Source organism: Micromonospora cabrerizensis, from assembly GCF_022230955.1.
GTDB lineage: Bacteria > Actinomycetota > Actinomycetes > Mycobacteriales > Micromonosporaceae > Micromonospora > Micromonospora cabrerizensis.
Map to the genome: position 1 here is coordinate 157,341 of NZ_JAKKFI010000053.1, position 18,417 is coordinate 175,757.

The 18,417-nt window shown below is 72.2% G+C and carries 16 protein-coding genes; 4 read left to right on the top strand and 12 right to left on the bottom strand.

Annotation, left to right across the window (positions count from 1 at the left end; genetic code table 11):
- Positions 1–11: 11 nt before the first annotated feature.
- Positions 12–1,481: an NAD(P)H-hydrate dehydratase gene (locus LADH09A_RS10760; protein WP_238644730.1), complete on the bottom strand. Its 1,470-nt coding sequence runs from the start codon at positions 1,479–1,481 to the stop codon at positions 12–14.
- A gap of 54 nt (positions 1,482–1,535) precedes the next feature.
- Positions 1,536–1,904, bottom strand: a complete 369-nt coding sequence (locus LADH09A_RS10765) for a holo-ACP synthase (RefSeq protein WP_141911139.1) — start codon at positions 1,902–1,904, stop codon at positions 1,536–1,538.
- Positions 1,905–2,078: 174 nt separating this feature from the next.
- Here LADH09A_RS10765 and LADH09A_RS10770 point away from each other — a divergent pair, with 174 nt between their 5' ends.
- Positions 2,079–2,375 (top strand): hypothetical protein, encoded by a 297-nt coding sequence (locus LADH09A_RS10770; RefSeq protein ID WP_238644731.1) that lies wholly within the window; start codon positions 2,079–2,081, stop codon positions 2,373–2,375.
- On the top strand, positions 2,372–3,988 hold the full coding sequence (locus tag LADH09A_RS10775; protein WP_238644732.1) for an alpha/beta hydrolase: 1,617 nt from the start codon (positions 2,372–2,374) through the stop codon (positions 3,986–3,988). The genes LADH09A_RS10770 and LADH09A_RS10775 overlap by 4 nt, the downstream gene beginning before the upstream one ends.
- Here the strand turns inward: LADH09A_RS10775 and glmS are convergent.
- Positions 3,975–5,888, bottom strand: coding sequence for a glutamine--fructose-6-phosphate transaminase (isomerizing) (gene glmS, locus LADH09A_RS10780; protein WP_238644733.1), 1,914 nt, complete (start codon positions 5,886–5,888; stop codon positions 3,975–3,977). The genes LADH09A_RS10775 and glmS overlap by 14 nt on opposite strands.
- Before the next feature lie 807 nt (positions 5,889–6,695).
- Between glmS and LADH09A_RS10785 the strand changes: the two genes are divergently transcribed.
- Both LADH09A_RS10785 and LADH09A_RS10790 read left to right on the top strand, forming a co-directional pair.
- Positions 6,696–7,187 carry an MmpS family transport accessory protein gene (locus LADH09A_RS10785; protein WP_238644734.1) on the top strand — a complete coding sequence of 164 codons (492 nt, stop codon included), beginning with the start codon at positions 6,696–6,698 and terminating at the stop codon, positions 7,185–7,187.
- A gap of 40 nt (positions 7,188–7,227) precedes the next feature.
- Complete coding sequence (locus LADH09A_RS10790) at positions 7,228–8,424, top strand: pyridoxal phosphate-dependent aminotransferase (protein WP_308194527.1); 1,197 nt, start codon at positions 7,228–7,230, stop codon at positions 8,422–8,424.
- 28 nt (positions 8,425–8,452) lie between these two features.
- Here LADH09A_RS10790 and LADH09A_RS10795 read toward each other — a convergent pair whose 3' ends face one another.
- The 9 genes from LADH09A_RS10795 to LADH09A_RS10835 all read right to left on the bottom strand — a co-directional run bounded on the left by LADH09A_RS10795 (position 8,453) and on the right by LADH09A_RS10835 (position 18,359).
- Positions 8,453–9,988, bottom strand: coding sequence for a WD40 repeat domain-containing protein (locus tag LADH09A_RS10795; RefSeq protein WP_238644735.1), 1,536 nt, complete (start codon positions 9,986–9,988; stop codon positions 8,453–8,455).
- Between the two features lie 2 nt (positions 9,989–9,990).
- Positions 9,991–12,912, bottom strand: coding sequence for a DUF4407 domain-containing protein (locus LADH09A_RS10800; RefSeq protein WP_238644736.1), 2,922 nt, complete (start codon positions 12,910–12,912; stop codon positions 9,991–9,993).
- Between the two features lie 38 nt (positions 12,913–12,950).
- Positions 12,951–13,469: a hypothetical protein gene (locus tag LADH09A_RS10805; protein WP_238644737.1), complete on the bottom strand. Its 519-nt coding sequence runs from the start codon at positions 13,467–13,469 to the stop codon at positions 12,951–12,953.
- Positions 13,470–13,688: 219 nt separating this feature from the next.
- Positions 13,689–15,044 carry a phosphoglucosamine mutase gene (gene glmM / locus LADH09A_RS10810; RefSeq protein ID WP_238644738.1) on the bottom strand — a complete coding sequence of 452 codons (1,356 nt, stop codon included), beginning with the start codon at positions 15,042–15,044 and terminating at the stop codon, positions 13,689–13,691.
- Positions 15,045–15,159: 115 nt separating this feature from the next.
- Complete coding sequence (rpsI, locus tag LADH09A_RS10815) at positions 15,160–15,633, bottom strand: 30S ribosomal protein S9 (protein ID WP_074314527.1); 474 nt, start codon at positions 15,631–15,633, stop codon at positions 15,160–15,162.
- Positions 15,634–15,653: 20 nt separating this feature from the next.
- Entirely contained in the window at positions 15,654–16,097 is a 444-nt protein-coding gene (gene rplM, locus LADH09A_RS10820) for a 50S ribosomal protein L13 (RefSeq protein ID WP_030489638.1), read from the bottom strand.
- A 209-nt stretch (positions 16,098–16,306) separates the two neighbouring features.
- A complete protein-coding gene (locus LADH09A_RS10825; protein ID WP_238644739.1) occupies positions 16,307–17,689 on the bottom strand; it encodes a nitrate/nitrite transporter in 1,383 nt (460 codons plus the stop codon).
- Positions 17,690–17,818: 129 nt separating this feature from the next.
- Positions 17,819–18,112, bottom strand: a complete 294-nt coding sequence (locus tag LADH09A_RS10830) for a hypothetical protein (protein ID WP_238644740.1) — start codon at positions 18,110–18,112, stop codon at positions 17,819–17,821.
- On the bottom strand, positions 18,102–18,359 hold the full coding sequence (locus LADH09A_RS10835; RefSeq protein ID WP_088950199.1) for a DUF6364 family protein: 258 nt from the start codon (positions 18,357–18,359) through the stop codon (positions 18,102–18,104). Before LADH09A_RS10835 ends, LADH09A_RS10830 begins: the two co-directional genes overlap by 11 nt.
- Positions 18,360–18,417: the final 58 nt, after the last annotated feature.

Here is an 18,417-nt window from a genome sequence, read left to right on the forward strand (position 1 = left end):
GAACGGCCCGATCAGCCCAGCCGGGCGACAACCGGGCGAAGCGCTGTCACGACGTCGGGCGCGGTCACCGGCCCACCCCGGGCCGCCTCCCGGCCGGCGAGCCCGTGCAGGTACGCGGCCGAGGCCGCAGCCCGATCGGCGGGCATCCCGGCCGCCAACAACGAGCCGAGCAGCCCGGCCAGCACGTCACCCGTGCCTCCGGTGGCCAGCGCCGCGGTGCCGGTCGGGTTGACGTACGCCCGACCGTCCGGCGTGCCGATCACCGTGCGGTCGCCCTTGAGCAGCACCACCGCGTTCATCCAGGCGGCCAGCCGCAGCGCGGAGCCGACCCGGTCGGCACCGGGTTCCTCCCCGCACAGGCGGGTGAACTCCCGGTCGTGTGGCGTGACCACGATCGGCGCGTCCCGCCCGCGCAGCCGGTCGGCGAGGGAGCCGTCCACCAGCAGGGTCAGCGCGTCGGCGTCGAGCACCACCGGCACCGGGGAGGCCAGCACGGCGCGCAGCTCGGCCGCCGCGTCCTCTCCGGTGCCCAGGCCCGAGCCGCAGACCCAGGCCTGCACCCGGCCCGCGTCGGCGACCCGCCCACTGGCGATCACGGAGGGGTGCTGGTGCAGCACCTCGGCCCGGGCACCGCCGGCGTAGCGGACCAGGCCCGTCGGCCCGGCCAGAGCCCCGCCGACGGAGAGCACGGCCGCGCCCGGGTAGGTCGCCGAACCGGTCGACACCCCCACCACGCCCCGGCTGTACTTCTCCGACGCCGGGCCCAGCTCCGGCCACCAGTCGACCACGTCGGACCACTCCGTGACCCGCAGCGCCGGGGACCCTCGCAGCCACGGCCGCAGCCCGATGTCGACAAGCTCCACCTGCCCGGCCAGGGCGGCGGCCGGCCCGACCACCAGTGCGGGCTTGAGCGCGCCGAACGCCACCGTCACGTCGGCGCGGACCGCGGTCGGTCGGCCGGACGCGGACAGCGGCACGTGGCCGGTGTCAACCGCGACCCCGCTCGGGACGTCCACCGCCAGGATGGTGGCGCGCTCGCCGTCGCGCCCACGCAGCTCGCCGAGGCGTTGGACCACCTCGTCCGCGCTCGCCCGCAGCCCACCGGTGCCGCCGATGCCGACGATGCCGTCCAGGACCAGGTCGACCGGGCCGGCCGGTTGCGGCACCAGCCGGCCGCCGGCCGCTCGCAGCGCGGCCAGCCCAGCGGCGTGCGCGCGCCCGGGGGTGAGCAGCAGGGCGGACACCTGGACTCCCCGGCGGGCCAGCCGCTCCCCCGCGTACAGCGCGTCGCCGCCGTTGTCGCCGGAACCGACCAGCAGCAGCACCTGCGCGCCGTAGACCCCGCCCCGCTCGGCGAGCAGCAGCGCGGCCCGTCGGGCCAGCCCGGCGGCGGCCCGCTGCATCAGCGTCCCCTCCGGCAGCGTGCCCATGAGCCCTGCCTCGGCCGCCCGTACGTCGGCCACCCGCCACACCGATCTCATGCCACCGTGTCCCATTCGTTCGCGGGTGGACCGGGTCGGCCCACCCAGCCGACGTCACCGTTCCGCGACCACCATCGCCGACGCGATCCCCCCGTCGTGCGACAACGAGAGATGCCAGCGGTTGACTCCACGCGCGTCGGCCGCCGCCGCGACCGTGCCGGAGACGGCGAGCCAGGGGCGGCCGTCCGGGTCGGGCACGATCTCGCAGTCGTGCCAGCTCAGCCCGGCCGGAGCGCCGAGCGCCTTGGCCACGGCCTCCTTGGCGGCGAAGCGGGCGGCAAGCGACTCCGGTGAGCGCGGGGCGCCGGCGCGGGTGTGTCGCTCGGCCGTGGTGAAGAGCCGGTCGGCGAGCAGCGGCGTCCGTGCCAGGGCCCGGGCGAACCGGTCGACCAGGACGACGTCGATGCCGACAGCGACGATCACCACTTCACCCTACCGGCGGCCGGTGCCGCACATTAGCCGTCGGGCCCGCGGTGGGCAACGCCTGTGGACAGGCCGGGGTACGCCTCACCGCCGGCTGTCCACAGGGCACTCGGCGACCTCCGGTACGCGCCTAGCGTCGGCGCGTCGATCCCGATCGTCGGTGGGGGTGTGGTCATGACCGAGAAGCCGTTCGTCGTCCGGCCGGAGGAGCTGCGCGCTGTCGCCGTCGTGCTCGACGACGGGGCGCACCGGCTGGCGCTGGGCCTCGCGGGGGTGCCCGGGTTGCTGGTGACGGCACCCGAGTGGCGAGCCGGCGCGGCCCTGGCGGGAGTGGAGGCAGCCGTGCACTCCTGGTTCTGCCGGCTGGGTGCCCGGGTCGCGGCGGCGTCGGCGGGGGTGCGGGCCTCGGCCGAGGCGTACGAGTCGGTCGACGACCGGGCCGCCGACCGTTTCGCCGCCCTGCACCGGTGAGCAGCGTCGCGTACCGACAGCTGTGGGCTGCCGATCCGAGCGGGTGGCGGGCCGCCGGGGCGGCCTGGGCGGGGTTGACCGGGCTGGTCGACCGACGCGTCGGTGAGCTGCGTACGGCTGGTGGGCGGTTGCGGGGCGGTTGGTCGGGTGCGGCGGCCACGGCGGCGGACGCCCGGCTCGTCGGTCTGCGTGACGAGTTGGCGTCGGTCGCACCCGTGGTGATCGAGGTCGACCAGGTGCTGGCCGAGTTGGCCGCCCGGCTGACGGTGGCGAAGGCGCGGCTCGCCGACGCGGTCGCCCTGGCGGACGCGGCCGGCCTGCTGGTGGACCGCTCGGGCGGCGTGCACGTCGATCCTGCCCGGGGCCGGCCGACCGAGCGGGCCGGCGTGGCTGCGGCCCGGGTGGCGGCAGCCGTTCGGGACGCGCTCGACCAGGCCGGGGCCGCGGACCGGGTCGCCGCCGACCGGTTGGACGAGCTGGCCCGGGCCGCCGGCAGCGGCTGGGCGTCCCCACCACCACCGGACCGGCCGGGCCCCGGTGCGGCGCCGCCCCTGGTCCACGCCTGGTGGGCGGGTTTGACACCGGCGCAGCGACGGTGGCTGATCGGGCACGAGCCGGCGCTGGTCGGCCGACTGGACGGGGTGCCGGTGGCCGCCCGCGACCAGGCGAACCGGCTGCGGCTCGGAGTCTGGCGGGAGGAGCTGCTGGCCGAGCGGCGGCGGTTGCTGACCCGGGTGCCGCCGGGGGCACTCGCGTCGGTCCGGCTGCGCGGGGTGGCCGAGCGGCTGGCCGGTCTGGACGCGCTGGGCGGACGACTGGCAGGCGGCGGGGAGCCGCGCGCGTACCTGCTGGGGCTGGATACGGCCGGTGAGGGTCGGGTGGTGCTGGCGCTCGGCGACCCGGACCAGGCCGACCGGGTGCTCACCTACGTGCCCGGCATGGGTTCCGGGCTGGACGACGCCCCCGGTGAGCTGGGCAGGGCGGCGCGGGTGCTGGACCGGTGCGCCACGCTCGCCCCGGGTGAACGCAGCGCGGCGGTGCTCTGGTTGGACTACGACGCCCCGGACTTCGTGACCGACGCGGCCTCGGCGGGCCTGGCACGCGATGCCGGCCCGGCGCTGCACCGCTTCCAGGAGGGGCTGCGGGCCACCCACGAGGGGCCACCGGCCCGACAGACCGTGCTCGGGCACAGTTACGGGTCGTTGGTGGTGGGGGTGGCCGCCCGGGAGCACGGGCTGGCCGCCGACGCGCTGGTCTTCGTCGGTTCCCCCGGGGTCGGTGCGTCGCACGCCGCCGAGCTGGGCGTGCCCGCCCGAGAGGTCTGGGCGAGCAGCGCTCCCGACGACGTGATCCGCGGGGCCCTTCCGGTGGACGAGCTGGGCCGACGTGCGCTGTCCGGCGCGGCTCCGCTGGCCGCCGCGCTGGGTTGGCCCGACCGCACCGGCCACGAGCTGTGGTTCGGTCACGACCCGTCGGATCCCGGGTTCGGTGGTCGGGTCTTCGGCAGTGGGCGAGGCGGCCACACCGGTTACTGGGACCCGGGCAATCCCGCGCTGGACGGGATGGCCCGGGTCGTGCTGGGCCAGGTCGTCGAGGGGCCTACTCGACGGTGACCGACTTTGCCAGGTTGCGGGGCTGGTCCACGTCGTGACCACGGGCGGCGGCGATCTCGGCGGCGAGCACCTGCAGCGGCACCGTGGTGACCAGCGGGGCCAACAGCGTCGGCGTACGCGGCACGTAGATGAGGTGGTCGGCGTACCGGACGACGGCCTCGTCGCCCTCCTCCGCGATCACGATGGTCCGCGCACCGCGCGCCCGGACCTCCTGGATGTTGGAGACGACCTTGTCGTGCAGCATTCCCCGGCCGACCGGCGAGGGCACCACGCAGATCACCGGGGTGCCCTTGTCGATCAGGGCGATCGGGCCGTGCTTCAGCTCACCGGCGGCGAAGCCCTCGGCGTGCATGTACGCCAGTTCCTTGAGCTTCAGCGCGCCCTCCAGGGCCACCGGGTAGCCGACGTGGCGGCCGATGAACAGCACCGTCGGCTCGGACTTCAGCTCGCGGGCCAGCTCACGGACGGGCTCGATCCGGTCGAGCAGCTCGCGCAGCTTGCTGGGGATCTCCTGCAACTGCGCGACCACCGCGCCCACCTCGTCGGCGAACTTGATGCCGCGCACCTGGGCCAGGTGCAGCCCGATCAGGTAGCAGGCGACGACCTGGGTGAGGAACGCCTTGGTGGAGGCGACGGCGATCTCGGGCCCGCCGTGGGTGTAGAGCACGGCGTCCGACTCACGGGGGATGGTCGAGCCGTTGGTGTTGCAGATAGCCAGCACCCGGGCCTTCTGCTCCTTGGCGTGGCGCAGCGCCATCAGGGTGTCCATCGTCTCGCCGGACTGCGAGATCACCACGATCAGCGTGGACCGGTCGAGGACCGGGTCGCGGTAGCGGAACTCGCTGGCCAGCTCCACCTCGCAGGGGATCCGGGTCCAGTGCTCGATGGCGTACTTGGCGACCATGCCGGCGTGGTACGCCGTGCCGCAGGCCACGATGAAGATCTTGTCGACGTCGCGCAGGTCCTGGTCGCTGAGGCGGACCTCGTCGAGGGCGATCTCGCCGGTCTCGGTGAGCCGGCCGAGCAGCGTGTCGGCGATGGCCTGCGGCTGCTCCTCGATCTCCTTGAGCATGAACCAGTCGTAGCCGCCCTTCTCCGCGGCGGAGGAGTCCCAGTCGATGTGGAAGTCCTTGCCGGCGGCGGGCTGGCCGTCGAAGTCGGTGATCTCGATGCTGTCACCGGTGATGAGGACGATCTGGTCCTGGCCCAGCTCGACCGCTTCCCGGGTGTGCTCGATGAACGCGGCCACGTCGCTGGCCAGGTAGTTCTCACCGTCGCCGCGGCCGACCACCAGCGGCGAGTTACGCCGGGCGCCGACGACCGCACCGGGCACGCCGGCATCCACCGCGAGCAGCGTGAACGCGCCCTCCAGCCGCTGGCAGACCACCCTCATGCCGGCGGCCAGCAGTTGCGGGCTGTCCGGCTGGCCGGCGGCTCGCAGGTCGGCCAGCGCGGCGGCCAGCAGGTGTGCGGCGCACTCGGTGTCGGTGTCGCTGGTGAACTGGACGCCCTCGGCCTCCAGCTCGCCGCGAAGCTTGGCGAAGTTCTCGATGATGCCGTTGTGGATCACCGCGACCCGGCCGTCGGGGGCGACGTGCGGGTGGGCGTTGCGGTCGGTCGGGCCGCCGTGGGTGGCCCACCGGGTGTGCCCGATGCCGGTGGTGCCGTCACCGATGCCGATCGGGCTGGCCGCGCAGGAGGTCGGGTCCTCGGCGGCCCGCTCGGACAGCACCTTCTCGAGGTTGGCCAGCTTGCCGGCCTTCTTCTCCGTCAGCAGCCGGTCGTCGCACACGATCGCGACGCCCGCCGAGTCGTAGCCGCGGTATTCCAGCCGCCGCAGCCCGTCGAGCACGATGCCGAGTGCGGGGCGCGCGCCCGCGTATCCCACGATTCCACACATGGCCCGCAGCCTAACCCAGTTTCACTCATCATGGGTGCTCGAAAGTCGGGTTATCAATCACGGAATCTGAGCGATCGAGGTTTGGCGGGTCGCAACGGGACGAGCGTCACAGCCCCGCTCACGGCCGCCCGGGGAGACGGGGTTGCGGCGCGCCGTCGGGTACGACAGTCTCTCGGCGGGTTCGGCGCGCCCGCCCTCGGCCCGTTCGTCCCATACCCACTCCCGCCCGGAGCAGCCATGTCCGACGCGCCCCCGCCCGATCCGTCCCCCTCCTCACCATCGGACCCGGCACCCGGCGGCACGTCGGGGTCGCCACCCGAGCCGTCCTCTCCGCTGCCGTCGGATCCGACGGCACCGTCCTTCCCCGCCGGGCCCTCGGCCCCCGACCCACTGGCCCCGGGCCAGCCCTGGGCACCGCCGGCACCGTGGGCACCAGCCCCGTGGACTCCGGCCGCACCGTGGACCCCGTCGCCGCCCCCGAGCCAGTGGACACCTCAACCGCCGTCGACCCAGTGGACGCCCGGCCCACCGGCGTCGCCGCCCGACGCATCGGACCCGACGACCGCCGGACCGCCGCCGGCAGCCGGATGGCCGACGCCCGCCGGCGAGCCACCGCCCGCGCACTGGCCGCCGTCAGCCGGATGGCCGACGCCCGCCGGCGAGCCACCGCCCGCGCACTGGCCACCGTCAGCCGGATGGCCGCCGTACGGCTATCCGCCGCCGTACACCTACCCCGGTCACCCGCAGGCCAGCGGCAGCCCGACCACGAACAGCGGCCGGATCGTCGGCATCGTCGTCGCGGCCTTCGTGGCGCTGGTCCTGATCATCTGCGGCTGCCTCTGCGTGGGCGGCGCCCTGCTCGACACGACCGCCCCGGACCCGGTCGCCGAGGACCCGTGGGTCATTCCCGACGACGACGGGACGTCCACCGCCGGGCCGCTCATCCCCGAGCGACCCACCGCCCGGCCGACCACCGTGGCGCCCACCCCGAGCAAACAGCCGATCACCCGACCGACGTCGGGGCCGGCCCCGGTGACGGTGGTCTACGAGGTCAGCGGGTCGGGCGTTGCCGACATCGCGTACTACGACGCCGAGAGCGACCTCATCCACGTCGACGGCGTGCAACTTCCCTGGCGCACCACCATCCGAACCAACGGCCAGAGCCGGGTGATGGTGGAGGCCGACTGGGTCGACGACGTCCAGAAGCCAATGGACTGCACCGTCACGGTCACCGGTGCCGGCGAGCCGGTCGTCAGGAAGACCCAGGGATACTGGGGGACCAGGTGCACGCCCGAGTGAGGCTGGGGTTTCCGTCCCGGGTGGTCGTAGGCTGGCGCAGGTGACGACGAGCACCGATGTCGACCCGCTGGTGGCCCGGATGCGGCCGTTCGGCACGACGATCTTCGCCGAGATGTCCGCCCTCGCCGTGCGTACCGGCGCGGTCAACCTCGGGCAGGGCTTCCCGGACACCGACGGTCCGCCGGAGATGCTGGCCGCCGCCGCCGAGGCGCTGCGCGGTGGGCAGAACCAGTACCCGCCCGGCCCGGGAATTCCCGCCCTGCGCGCGGCGGTGGCGGCCCACCAGCAGCGGTTCCACAACCTGTCGTACGACCCGGACGGCGAGATCGTGATCACCGCGGGCGCGACCGAGGCGGTCGCGGCCAGCATCCTCGCCCTCTGCGAACCGGGTGACGAGGTGGTGTGCTTCGAGCCGTACTACGACTCGTACGCCGCCTCGGTCGCCCTGGCCGGTGCGGTCCGGCGACCGGTGACCCTGCGGCCCGCGGCCGACGGCCGGTACGCCTTCGACCCGGCGGCGCTGCGCGCGGCGTTCGGCCCGCGCACCCGACTGGTGCTGCTCAACTCACCGCACAACCCGACCGGCAAGGTCTTCACCCCGGCCGAGCTGGCGCTGGTCGCCGAGTTGTGCCAGGAGCACGGCGCGTACGCGGTCACCGACGAGGTGTACGAGCACCTGGTCTTCACCGACGCGTCGGGCCCGCACGTGTCACTGGCCAGCCTGCCCGGGATGCGGGAGCGGACGCTGCGTATCTCCTCGGCCGGCAAGACGTTCTCCTGCACGGGTTGGAAGGTCGGCTGGGCGAGTGGCCCGGCGGCGCTGGTCTCGGCAATGCTGCGGGTGAAGCAGTTCCTCACCTACGTCAACGCGGCGCCGCTGCAACCCGCCGTCGCCGTGGCGCTGGCTCTGCCCGACGACTACTACACCGGCTTCCGTGATGGGCTCCAGCAGCGGCGTGACCAGCTCGTCGGTGGACTCACCGACGCCGGCTTCGAGGTGCTCGACTCGGAGGGGACGTACTTCGTCACCGCCGACATCACCGCCCTCGGTGGTCGGGACGGGGTGGAGTTCTGCCGCTCGCTGCCGGAGCGCTGCGGCGTGGTGGCGGTGCCGACGCAGGTCTTCTACGACGATGTCGAGGCGGGCCGGCGGCTGGTCCGGTTCGCGTTCTGCAAGCGCCCCGAGGTGCTGACCGAGGCGGTCAGCCGGCTGCGCGGGTTGGCCACGACGACCTGAGCCACCTGTCCGGCGAGTACGGCGGGCATCAGCCCAGCAACCTGGTCAGCACCTCCCACAATCCACCGAGCGCGAGCAGTGCGACGGCCACCGAGGACAGCGCGCATCCGCCGCCGCGACGGAGCCGCGTTTCGAGGGCCGGTTCACCAGCGGAGATCGAACGTTTTTTCCGCCTGCCGGTGAGAGCGGTTGGGCCGGTCACCGCGGGCTGTGGGTCGCCAGGGCGGTTCTGCGGACCGCTACGGACCACCAGATCCCCTCGATGGTCGGTCAGCGCGGTGCCCAACCCGTCCAGGCAGACGGCATGCACCCGTTGCCAGTCCAGGTCGGTGAGGACAGCGTCGCCGCGGCGCCCCGCCAGCAGAACTCCCTCGACCATCGTCGCTGGGCGGCCGAATCCGTCCCGGAAGGGGTGCGCTCCGGCCGGCCCGTCGTTGTGGCTGCCGGTCACCATGAGCTGCCCGTCGGGCGAGCAACGTGCCACGTCGATCCAGCCGGCGTCCCCGGCGAGGATCGCGGTCGCATCTGGATGGGCGGCGTCCCAGCGGACGATCCGCCCGTGCTCGCCGGTGACCACCAGCCGGCTGGCCTGCTGACCGCCGGGCACCGCCACACAGGCCCGCAGTGGCCCCACCTCGCGCAACAGCACCTCCTGCCGGGGAGACCAACGCCGGAGTGTGCCATCCCAGCCCACCGAGGCGATCCAGCCCTCTGCGGGCCAGGCGAGACCGGTGACCCAGTCCTGGTGCCCGGTGAGGGTGTCGCGCTCGACCCCGGTCGCAAGGTCCCACACCCGAACGGTCCGGTCGCGGCTCGCGGTCGCCAGCAGGAGTCCGTTCGGCGCCAGCGCACAGGCCGTGATCCGGTCCCGGTGGCCGCGCAGCACGCCGACCTGTTCCCCCCGACGCAGTTGGATCGCCCGGACGGTGTGGTCAGCGGCCGCGACGAGCAGCACCCGGCCGGTCCGGTTGATCTCCATCGGCCCGACGAGCACCACCTCCAGCCTGGCGACGACGGTGCGGGCGCCGGAGGTCACGTCGTAGGCCGCGATCGTCCCGTCGGCGGTGGCGGTGACCACCGTGCGGCCGTCACGGGTGAATCGGCAGCCCACCACCCAGGAGTCGTGCCCATCCAGGGTCGCGACGGTCTGCGCCGAACGGACGTCCCAAACACGGACCGTGTGGTCCCAGCTTGCCGTGGCGACCAAACGTCCGTCCGGCGAGAAGGCCACGTCGGTGATCCGGGCGACGTGGCCGGTGAGCCCAGCGATCCGCCGACGCTCGGCGAGGTCCCACACATGTGCCGCGCCGTCACTGCCTGCCCGCACCCGTCGGAACACAAGGGTCAGGTGCCCGTACTGGCGGGTTTCCAACTCCCGGGTCTCGACCAGACCGTCGACGATCCCGTCGTCGGTACGGACCAGGGCTTGGAGCAGCCTCCCGTGGTCCGAGCCGAGATCCAGATCAGGAAGGACGATCGGACGGTTGCCGCCTCGACCTGCGGGGCTGACCAGGAAGGGCCACATCGACCCTTCCGGACGACTGGGACCGGTCGTCGCAGCCATCGTCACTCCCCCACCGTCGTGTTGCGCAGACCGCGACCGGGGAACTCCCGATCGAAGCGAGCCAGCCTGCGCGTGAAGCACTCCAGCACGCGCAGCTTGGCCCGCAGCGACCAGTCGGCCCGTCGGCGCAGCTCCTGAGCGTTGCCGACGAGCTCGGTGTCACGGGCGATGTCGCGGCGGAGGGTAACCAGGCGTTCCTCCAACACCCCGGAGGCAACCCAGCCCGCGTTGGGGTCGGTGGCCGCCTGATGCTGCCAGCCAACCGAGCCGACACCCAGGTTGAGCTGAAGCGTGAGCCCCCGGAGGAGCCCCGCCGTTCTGGTCAGCAGGGTCGTGACGCGATAGCGGATCCGCCGACGGCGGGCGGTGCGGATACGGCTCCGGAGCGCCGCGTGTCCCATCCCGTCCAACACCTGCAGGAGCCGGTCCGGCAGCAGGCCCGCGAACGGCACATCCACGTTGATGGGGGTGCCGGGTCGGACCTTCTCCATCAGCGGGTATCCGGGACCGCGCCGCTCCTGCACAGCGCCGGCACCGACGACGGAGACCGGAATCACGCGCAGGCCGGGACCACCGCCACCCCCACCGGCCAACGAGGGTCGACGAGCCGCCAAACGGCGCATCGCCGGGTAGCGCTCCAAGGCGAGCACCAGCCGCTCCCGGGTCCATGGTCGCCCGGCCGAGTCGGGTTCACCCTCAAGGCAGTCCCACTTGGTCACCACCACCTGGACCGGACCGCTCGCCCCCTCGATCCACCGTACGCAGTTGTTGAGCAGATGGCCGAAGTCGAGGCGATCCCGGGCATCGCCCTCGCACTCACGCAGTCGGACACCGTCCACCATCAGCAGTACGGCATCCGCCGACTCGACCCGTCGCGCCAGCTCGACCCGGGTGGCCCGATCGACCTCCGCGCCGCGTTCGATCAACTCGCCGGCGTAGTCGAAGTAGCGGAGGCGCAGAACGGGGATCTCCTCATGGTCCACCCGGACCAGGCAGTTGAAGCCGTACTCCTGAACCGCCGCGGTGTTGGTGCGTTCCGGCCATTCGACGCCGGGAGCCTTCACCGCGTGCGCGTGACGGGAGAGGGTGTCACGTTGCTCGGCGTCCGGACAGATGACCCGGTAACCGCGTCCCGGCCACTCCTCGTCGTCCTCCAACTCGGCAAACATGACCGCCATCAACGCCGTCTTGCCCACTCCCACCCCGCCGAGGGTGACCACGTTCATCCGTGGCACGGAACGGAACGCCCGTCGGAGCCGATCACCGTCACCGCTCACAGCCTGGTCGTTCCCGGTCAACCCGCCGGAGGCGTCGGATCCCTCGTCCTCGGCCGGCTCGGGCGGGTCGAACTGGGGAATTTCCTCCTCGGCGATGTACGAGTAGGTCGACTCCGACATCGGGAATCCTCGGTCTGCCGGACCAATGGCGCCGGTCGGGTGGGGCAGTTCCGAGGCAGCTCGGGCCCAGTGCCGTTCAAGCTCGTCGACGATGGTGTCGTACTCGGCGGCCCGGCCGGCCGCTGACCTGGCCCGCTCGACGTCGAGGTCTTCCTTCTGGTCGTCGGCCCAGCGATGCGCACGCGCCGTCTCCTCCAGCGCCAACGCCGAGTACCGCATCTCGCCGAGGTTGAGGCTCCGTTGCGCCAACCGGTCGTAGGTGGTTGGACCAGAGTTGAACTTCACCAGCGCGGGGGCCAGGTCGACGAGGATGAACAGCGCCCGTACGGCCCAGATCCCCAAGGCCAGTGCCGCGTGCTCGGCGGCCAGCCTGTGCAGCGCCTCAATACGCTCCAACAGGCCGGGTTCCTCGAAACCGGCCCGCCGCGCATCTGCCTGAACGTCGATGTAGGTCTGCCGTGCCGCGACCGAGATCACGCTCTCCTCGCGGATCCTCTCGGTCAGGTTCTGAAGTTGGCCGGTAAGGTCCGCGGCGCTCGATGTCAGGGGGTCGAGCCGGTTGAGGCGGGCGTACTCCGCTGCGTCCTGGGTCAGGCGCTTGCACACCGGACCGTCGCCGTACTGACCGGTCTGCCCAATGCCCGGCTTGCCCAGGCACTCGTCCTGAGACTTCTTGACCAGGGCGTCGTGGTGCTCCCGAAGCGGGGTGAGGGCCTTCTGCAGGTCGACGAGTTGTTGCTGCTTTGACGCGTACTCGTTCTGCAGTGCCCTGATCGCCGTGGGCGGGGGTATGACGTACTTCCCGCAGGTGTCGTCGGCCGCAGCGGGCGCCGGGTCCTGGGGGGCAGCGTCAACGGGAGCCGTGGTGACTGGCGTCCCACCCGCAGCGCCGACGTCGGTCACCGAGTCCAGCGGGTTGCACCCTTCCCAGGTCGCCCGTAACTTGCGGACCTCGTCCTCGCGGAGTTCCTTCACCTTCTCGGACACCGCGCTCTGGAACACCACGAGAACCAGGGGTTCGGCGACGACGATCCCGAAGATCAGAGCCATGCCCAACCGGATCAGGACTGTCCCCAGTCTCCGGATTCCGCTGCTGGACAGCGGCGTGGTGACCAGCCAACGGTCGAAGTTGAGGATCAGCAGGAACCACAGACCGGCCGCCGGAAGCACCGCCAGCGGACCGACGGCGGGAAAGGCGATGACCAGTGCCACCGACATCGAGCCGAACGCCATCAGCGCGGTGAAGAGGACAGCACCGCCCATTCCCGTGTAGCGGGCCCGTTCCTGCGGCACCCAGGCCAGTAGCGCCTCGTCGGTTCCGCAGAACCCGCGCAGGAACCGACCGGCGTTCCACCACTTCGGCAGCGCGGCGGGGGCTGGCCGACCGGCAATGGCGGCGAGAGCAGCCGCATCGTCGGACTCGGGTGCGCCATCGCGGTCGGCGGGTGGCGCAGCGTCGGGGTCGCCGTTGCCCGGGGCTGCCGTCGAGCCACCGGCGGTGTTGCCGGTTCGGTTGTCTGCGATCATCGTCCGTCCTCTGAAGCGAGGGGCGTGGGGTCGAGGTCCTACGCGATCGTGACGTGCACGGACACCAGCCGGATCTGCATGCCGGGGACGTCCGGGGGGTGGGCGTGGCACTGGGCCAACAACCGCTGGTGGATGCGGAAGTACGCCTCGTCGAGGTGCTCCAGGCTGGTGTCGGTCACCAACCAGCGCAACCGCTGGCTCTGGTTGATGAAGGCGTCGAGCTCTGGAAAGAGGCTGGTGACCCGGAGCCGGGCGACCGTGGCGGCATCGACGACCCGGGCCCGGAAGCCGACCCGGAGGAGGCACCGGTTCGCGCCGACCGGTGGTCTGAGCAGCACCTCCACGACGAGCGTGCGGGGTCGCAGATCGACCACGGCGACGCTGCCGGCCTGAAGGAGGACAGCGGCGTCGGACGCGGCGCCAGGCTCTTCGACGATGTGCCGTCCGGCCACCTCGAAGACACGGACGGTGCCGGGGCGTCGGGTTGGAAGATCGGCCTCGTCGCGACGCCGCAGCCCATGCCACGAGCGGCCGGCCCGGCGGAGATTGCGCTCCACGAGCACGGGGAAAGCCGGCTTTCCTCCCGCCTCCCCACCGGTAGCGATCACATCACTGAAGGTAGGGATGGCGGCTGCCCGCCGACAACCTTCCAATGTCGACGGTTCACAGGTCGATCGGTGCGCGGTAGTGGCGGCTGGGAAGCGGACGACAGCCGAATGATCGCCGCCGCGAACCGTTGCGGCGACTGAGATGGGCCAACCAGGGCGCGGAAGCCGTCAGGCAGTCGGGCTGGCGGAGCGGACCTGCTCGGCGATCCGCTCGGCGACCTCGCGGGCCGTGTGCTCGGTGGCCGCCTCGACCATCACCCGGACCAGCAGCTCGGTGCCCGACGGGCGCAGCAGCACCCGGCCGGTCTCACCCAGCTCCGCCTCGGCCCGCTCGACCTCGGCGCGTACGGCCGGCGCGGCGGCACCCACGGTCCGGTCGCCGACCGGCACGTTGATCAGCACCTGGGGCAGCTTGGTGACCACCGACGCCAGCTCGGCGAGGGACCGGCCGGTGGCCGCCATCCGGGCCATCAGGTGCAGGCCGGTGAGCACCCCGTCGCCGGTGGTGGCGTGGGCGGGCATCACGATGTGACCGCTCTGCTCACCGCCGAGCGCCAGCCCGGAGGCGCGAAGCTCCTCCAGCACGTACCGGTCGCCGACCTTGGTCTCGATCAGCCGGATGCCCTGCGCGGACATCGCGAGCCGCAGCCCGAGGTTGCTCATCACGGTCGCGACCAGGGTGTCCTGGGTGAGCGTGCCGGCGTCCCGCATGGCCAGCGCGAGGATCGCCATCACCTCGTCGCCGTCCACCTCCTCGCCGTCGGCGGTGACCGCCAGACAACGGTCGGCGTCGCCGTCGTGGGCGATGCCCAGGTGCGCGCCGTGCTCGACCACGGCCTCGCGCAGCGCCTCGATGTGGTTGGAGCCACACTCGTCGTTGATGTTCAGGCCGTTCGGCTCGGCATGGATCGCGATGACCTCCGCGCCGGCCTCCCGGTAGGCGACCGGGGCGACCTCGGCGGCGGCGCCGTTGGCGCAGTCGACCACGACCTTGATGCCCTCGAGCCGGTGCGGCACGGTGCTGACCAGGTGCTGGACGTAGTGGTCGGCACCGTCGAGCAGGTCGTGCACGCGGCCGACGCCGGCACCGATCGGGCGGTCCCAGGCGGTGGTGGCGTTCGTCTCGACCGCCGCCTCGATCTGCATCTCGATCTCGTCGGGCAACTTGTGCCCGCCGGCGGCGAAGAGCTTGATGCCGTTGTCCGGCATCGGGTTGTGCGACGCGGAGAGCATCACCCCGAGGTCGGCCTTGGCCTCCGCGGTGAGGAACGCCACCGCGGGGGTCGGCAGCACGCCGACCCGCACCACGTTGGCACCCGCGCTGGTCAGACCGGCCACCACCGCGGCCTCCAGCATCTCGCCGCTGGCCCGGGTGTCCCGACCGACGACGGCGAGCGGCGGGTGGCTGCGGTCCGTCTCGGCGAGTGTGTGCGCGGCGGCCACAGCGAGCGCCAGCGCCAACTCGGGGGTGAGATCCGCGTTTGCCCGCCCGCGTACGCCATCCGTGCCGAACAACCGACCCATACCCGCCAACCTCCGATGAGCACTACAAATGAGGAGAAAGCGGAACGGCCGACCCACCTCCCCGAGCGGGGAGGCGGACCGGCCGTCCGTCAGAAGTACAACGCGCTGGTGAAGATCAGCGCTTCGAGTACTGGGGAGCCTTACGGGCCTTCTTGAGGCCGTACTTCTTGCTCTCCTTGACCCGGGCGTCCCGGGTCAGGAAGCCGGCCTTCTTCAGGGCCGGACGGTCGTCCGGGTCGTTGATGATCAGCGCGCGGGCGATGCCCAGCCGAAGCGCGCCGGCCTGCCCGGTGGTGCCGCCGCCACGCAGGTTGGCGATGACGTCGAACTGCTCGGGCTTCTCGGCGGTGACCAGCGGGTCCTTGATGAGCTGCTGGTGCACCTTGCTCGGGAAGTACGCCTCGAGGTCCTGGCCGTTGCAGGTGATCTTGCCGGTGCCCGGGACGATACGGACCCGGACGATGGCCTCCTTGCGGCGGCCCACGGTCTGGATCGGCCGGTCACCGCGAGGCGCGCGGGCGACGGGCGCCGGCGCCTCGGTGGCCTCAGGGGCTTCCGGGGCGACCTCGGTCTCGGTGATGTCGGTCATGCTGCTTCCTTCGCCCGCGCTCACTGCGCGATCTGCTTGATCTCGAACGGCACCGGCTGCTGCGCGAGGTGCGGGTGCTCGGCACCGGCGTAGACCTTCAGCTTCTTGATCAGCTGACGGCCGAGCTTGTTGTGCGGGAGCATCCCCTTCACGGCCAGCTCGATGGCCCGCTCGGGGCGCTTGGTCAGCAGCTCCTCGTAGCCGATCTGCTTCAGACCACCCGGGTAACCGGAGTGGCGGTAGGCAACCTTGGTCTGGCGCTTGTTGCCGGTCAACGCAACCTTGCCCGCGTTCACGATGACGACGAAGTCGCCCGTGTCGACGTGCGGCGCGAAAGTCGGCTTGTGCTTACCACGCAGCAACGTGGCGGCGTGGGTGGCCAGGCGGCCCAGCACGACATCAGAGGCGTCGATGACGTGCCACTGACGCTCGATCTCACCCGGCTTCGGGCTGTACGTACGCACAGGTCTACCTTGTCTCGTCGTCGGTCTGGGGTCGCGCGCCGAGGTGACCAGATCTTGCAGGCCGGACCAGCGCGCACGAACGACCAAGCGTACCTGATAGGGCACGCCTCTGGATGTCGTACAACAGCAGGCAACGATACCCGGCGCCCCGTCCGCAGGTCAAAACGGGGGTGCGATCCTGCGCGGCGACACGCCGGGCGTGGCCCAGCTCACACGTTGGCGAGCCGATCGGCCCTCGGCCGGAGGTAGACCACCCAGGTGACGGCGAAACACAACGCGTACCAGCCGATGAAGGCCAGGTAGGCGGCGTCGGCGTTGCCGGAGCTCAGGAACGACTGCCGGAACGAGATGTTGACCAGCACCCCGCCGGACGCCCCGACGGCACCCGCGATGCCGATCAACGCGCCGGTCATCCGCCGCGCCCACCGTGCGGCGGCCTCCGGATCGCGGCGACCCGACGTCACCGCGTCCGCCGCCCGGGCCCGGAAGATCGCCGGGATCATCTTGTAGGTGGAACCGTTGCCGATGCCGGAGAACACGAAGAGGGCGAGGAACCCGGCCAGGTAGAGCCCGAACGAACGCTCCCGGGCGGCGTACAGCACGGTGCCCGCGCCTGCCGCCATCGCCACGAAGTTCCAGAAGGTCACGCGGGCCCCACCCAACCGGTCGGCCAGGTGCCCGCCCAGCGGGCGGATCAGCGAACCGACCAGCGGGCCGAGGAAGGTCAGCCAGGCGGCGTCGACCGGGGTGGGGAACCGCTCGGCGAACTGGAGCTGGAGCACCTGACCGAAGGCGAAACCGAACCCGATGAACGAGCCGAAGGTGCCGATGTAGAGCACCGACATGACCCAGGTGTGCGGGTCGCGGGCCGCCTCGCGCAGCGCGCCCGGCTCGTTGCGCGCCCCGGGCACGGTGTCCAACCAGCGGGCCGCCGCCAGCGCGGCCAGCACGATCAGCGGCAGGTAGACCGCGGGCACCAACCGGGGGTACGCGGCACCGGCGGTGGCGAGGACCGCCAGCCCGACCAGTTGCACCGCGGGTACGCCGAGGTTGCCGCCTCCGGCGTTGAGCCCGAGGGCCCGGCCCTTGAGTCGGGACGGGTAGAACAGGTTGATGTTCGCCATCGAGGAGGCGAAGTTGCCGCCACCGACGCCGGTCAGGCAGGCGAGCACCATCAGCGTGGAGTAGGACACCCCGGGTTCCAGCAGCACCGTCATCGGCACCGTGGGCACCAGGAGCAGCAGCGCGCTGATGATCGTCCAGCGCCGCCCTCCGAAGCGGGCCACCGCCAGCGTGTACGGCAGCCGCAGCACCGCGCCCAGCGCGGCCGGCACGGCGGTGAGCAGGAACTTCCCGGCCGGGTCGATGCCGTACGCGGGGCCGAGGAAGAGCACGGTGACCGACCAGAGACTCCACACCGAGAAACCGACGTGCTCGGCGAAGATCGAGACCCAGAGGTTGCGTCGGGCGATGGGCGCGCCCGTCGTACGCCAGAAGTCGGGGTCCTCGGGGCGCCAGTCGTCGAGCCGGCGCGTACGCCCGGTGGCAGCCGGCGGCCGGGTGGTGACTGCGGTGCTGGTGAGCGTGCTCACGGCGGCTCCTCCTCGTCGGTGTGACGAGGAGGAACGCTAGGAACGCCCGGTTACCTGGCAGTGCCCGTCGCGGGTCGGCCCGGAAACGGGGACCGCACCACGGGCCGGCGGCGGTGGTGAGGTCGGTGCTCAGAGCTGTTGCAGGATGCGCAGCGCGCGGCCGACCCGGAGCATGGTGTCGGTGTCGGCGACGTCCACGCAGTCGGTGAACCACTTCTTCATGGGCGAGGAGATGCGGTCGGGCATCACCACGTACCGGCCCATCGACACGGCGAGCGGCGAGTCGCGCAGCAGCGACTCCTCCACCACCTCCACCACGATCACGATGGGCACGTCGGTGGAGTTGTAGACGTCCGAGCTGACCACGAGGCCGAGGCGTTCCCGGGCGCCCTCGATGCGCCAGACCTCTCCCCTACGCAGCACGCGGTCGTCCGCCGGAGAGCAGGTCGTTGACCATGCCCACCTCGCGGGCGTCGGCGAGAGCGGCGGACTCCAGGTCCAGACCGGCACGGCCCACGGCGGCGGCGTGCGCGGTGAACACCTCACGCAGCGCCTTCTCGCGGGCGGCCTGGTCCATCCAGGCGGAGAGCGACAGCCCTTCGCGCTTGGCGAACCGCCGGGCCTCCTCGATCGTCTCGTCGGTAAACGACAGAGTCACCTTGGCAGTCATGCCGCTGAGACTACCCAGCGGTATGACCAACAGTCATCCACGCGACCGTCGGCTCGCT